At 69.6% G+C, this 2,452-nt stretch carries 2 protein-coding genes; both read right to left on the minus strand.

From position 1 onward, the window contains the following. On the minus strand, nt 1-1,315 hold a 1,315-nt coding region (locus U9980_RS12245), incomplete at its 3' end, for a serine/threonine-protein kinase (protein ID WP_322768016.1). A gap of 257 nt (nt 1,316-1,572) precedes the next feature. After that, nucleotides 1,573-2,361 (minus strand): PadR family transcriptional regulator, encoded by a 789-nt coding sequence (locus U9980_RS12250; protein WP_322768017.1) that lies wholly within the window; start codon nt 2,359-2,361, stop codon nt 1,573-1,575. Between the last annotated feature and the right edge of the window lie 91 nt (nt 2,362-2,452).

The raw sequence follows: 2,452 nt of genomic DNA on the forward strand, positions 1-2,452 counted from the left end.
CACCCGGGCCACTCATAGTTTTCAGGACGACATCGGTGGGCGGGGCGGTCGGCAGCGCAGCGGTCGGTAAGTCAGGGGTCGGGGTCGATGGTGTAGCGGTAGCCGCCGATGCCGTGCTCTGGGTACTTGTCGTGCTGCTATTTGTCACCGGTGGCCGTGCGTCGATGGTCGCGGTGCCGTGATTGCCGGTGAGCGCCAGCGCGGCCGCACCGCCGGCCAGCAGCGTGACAGCGGCTGCCGCGATGATCGCTGCCCGCCAGCGCTTCCGGCCGTCCGGTCGGTCCCGATCGCTGATGCGGTCATCCGGTTGCCAGACCCAGCCGGCGGGGGCGGACGGTGCCGGACCGATCCTGGTCACGCCGGACTGCGCCATGCCGCCCGGGTTCTCGACCGGGCGAACGGCGCCGGGCGTAGCAGCGCCGTTCGCCCGGTCCGGAGTCACGATCGTCGCGTCTGGGGGAATCAGTGCGGTCACGCCGGCGTCCGACTCGGCGCTTGCGGTGGCAGCCGTAGTGGCAGCCGCAGTGGCAGCCGCAGCACCGGTGTCGTGATCGGCATCACCTGGCGGCGGGGCTGCCGGCTGGAATCCGGAGCGCGCGAGCCGGGTCAGCTCGCCTTCGGACTCGGCTGCCGTGGGACGGGCAGCCGGGTCCTTGGTGAGCATCCAAGCGATCATGTCCCACAGGGGTGGCGGGATGTCGGCAATAGGCTCGGGTGCGTCTTCCATATGGGCGCGCAGTAACGCGATCGGGTGTGGCGCGGAGAAGGGCGGATGACCCGTCAGGAGTTCGTAGAGCATGACTCCTGCGCTGTAGACGTCGGCGGCGGGTTGCGCGTGCTCACGCTGTGCCAGTTCCGGCGCCATGTAGAGCGGCGTCCCGATCGCGCCGGTGAGGCGGGTCAGGGACCGGCCGTGGGCGAGCCTGGCCACGCCGAAGTCCGTGAGCCGCGCTTGCGGATCATCCGGGTCGGTGAGGTCGACGAGCACGTTCGCGGGTTTGAGATCGCGGTGGACGACGCCGGCCGCGTGCACGACCGTCAGCGCGCGCAGGACCTGGCAGGTCAGGGCGATGGCCGCCGGGATGGTGAGCGTTCCCCGCTCCCGGAGGTACACCCGCAGGTCCACGCCGCTGACGAGGTCCATCACGATCGCGAGGGTGTCGCCTTCGACCACGAGGTCACGGACGGCGACAAGATGTGGATCATTGAACCCGAGCAGTACGGACCGTTCCTGGACGAACCTGGCGACGACCTCGGGGTCGTCCGCGAGCTCGGCGCGCAGGACCTTCACAGCCACCTGACGATCGCCCGCCACCGTGGATCCTCGCCAGACCTGCCCGAACGCGCCGCGCCCGATTGGTTCGTGCAGCACATAGCCAGAGCCAAGTTTCCGCACGGCGCAAGCCCCTTTCCCGGAGAGATCCCGCCCATCACATCACCTCCGTGATGGGCGAGCTTCGGCCGGATTCGGCGGCGCCAGCGTCATAACTTTTTGTAATTTTTTGTGACTCTTTGCAGGCGGCCGGACCGGCCTCACCGTGGCCCGTCGGACGTCCCCCTTGCCGGTCGCCCTTACCCGGACCGGCCGTCCTCGGCCATGGGCTCGGCCGGCTCGTCCGCCTCATCGGGCTCGTCATCGGCGAGGATCCGGTAGAGCGCCCGGCGGGTATCCATGAGAATTCTCTGTGCTGCCTTGATCTGGGCGTCACTACCGGCCTGAGCGACCTGCATGACGGCTGCGCCCACGCCGAATGCCAGCGAGCGTAGGTCGGTGAGACCCTCGTCGGCGGCGGCCGCGGCGGTGTCCCACGGCTTGGGCTCGCCCGCTCGGGCGTCGGTGTGGGCCCGGCCGGCGTCGGTCAGGTGGAAGACCCGCTTGCCGTCACTTTCCTCGGCGCGTACGAGGCCCTCGTCGGTGAGCAACGCGAGGACCGGGTAGACGGAACCGGGGCTCGGCCGCCACGTGCCCTGGCTGCGTTCGGCCAGCTCGTTGATCATCTGATAGCCGTGCATCGGCGTTTCGGCGAGCAGGGCGAGGATCGCCGCGCGGACATCTCCACGGCGAACCTTTGCACCGCGGCCACGGCCACGGCCGCCGAAGAAGCCTGGGCCGCCTGAACCGAAACCCGGGCCGAAGCCGAAGCCGAAGCCCGGAGGGACCGGAGGGATGTGGCCGGATCCGCCCGGGCCCCCCGGACCGCCGTGCCGCCACCCGCCGCGACCTTCGGCGGTGGCCATTGCGGTCTGGTCGAACCGGTGCCCGCCATGCCAGCCGTGCCCACCATGCCCGCCATGCCCGCCATGCCTGTTGGACCTGCCGTGCCCCCAGGGCCATGGCCCTGGTAGTCCTTGCGTTTCCATGTGATTCTCCCAATCGGTGTATCGCGTGCGCTCACGATATATCGCGATACACCGATTGGCAATGGCAGGCGCGCTGGCGAAAGCTCGTGCT

Origin of the sequence: Protofrankia sp. Cr1, assembly GCF_963555865.1 — a bacterium.
Lineage (GTDB): Bacteria > Actinomycetota > Actinomycetes > Frankiales > Frankiaceae > Protofrankia.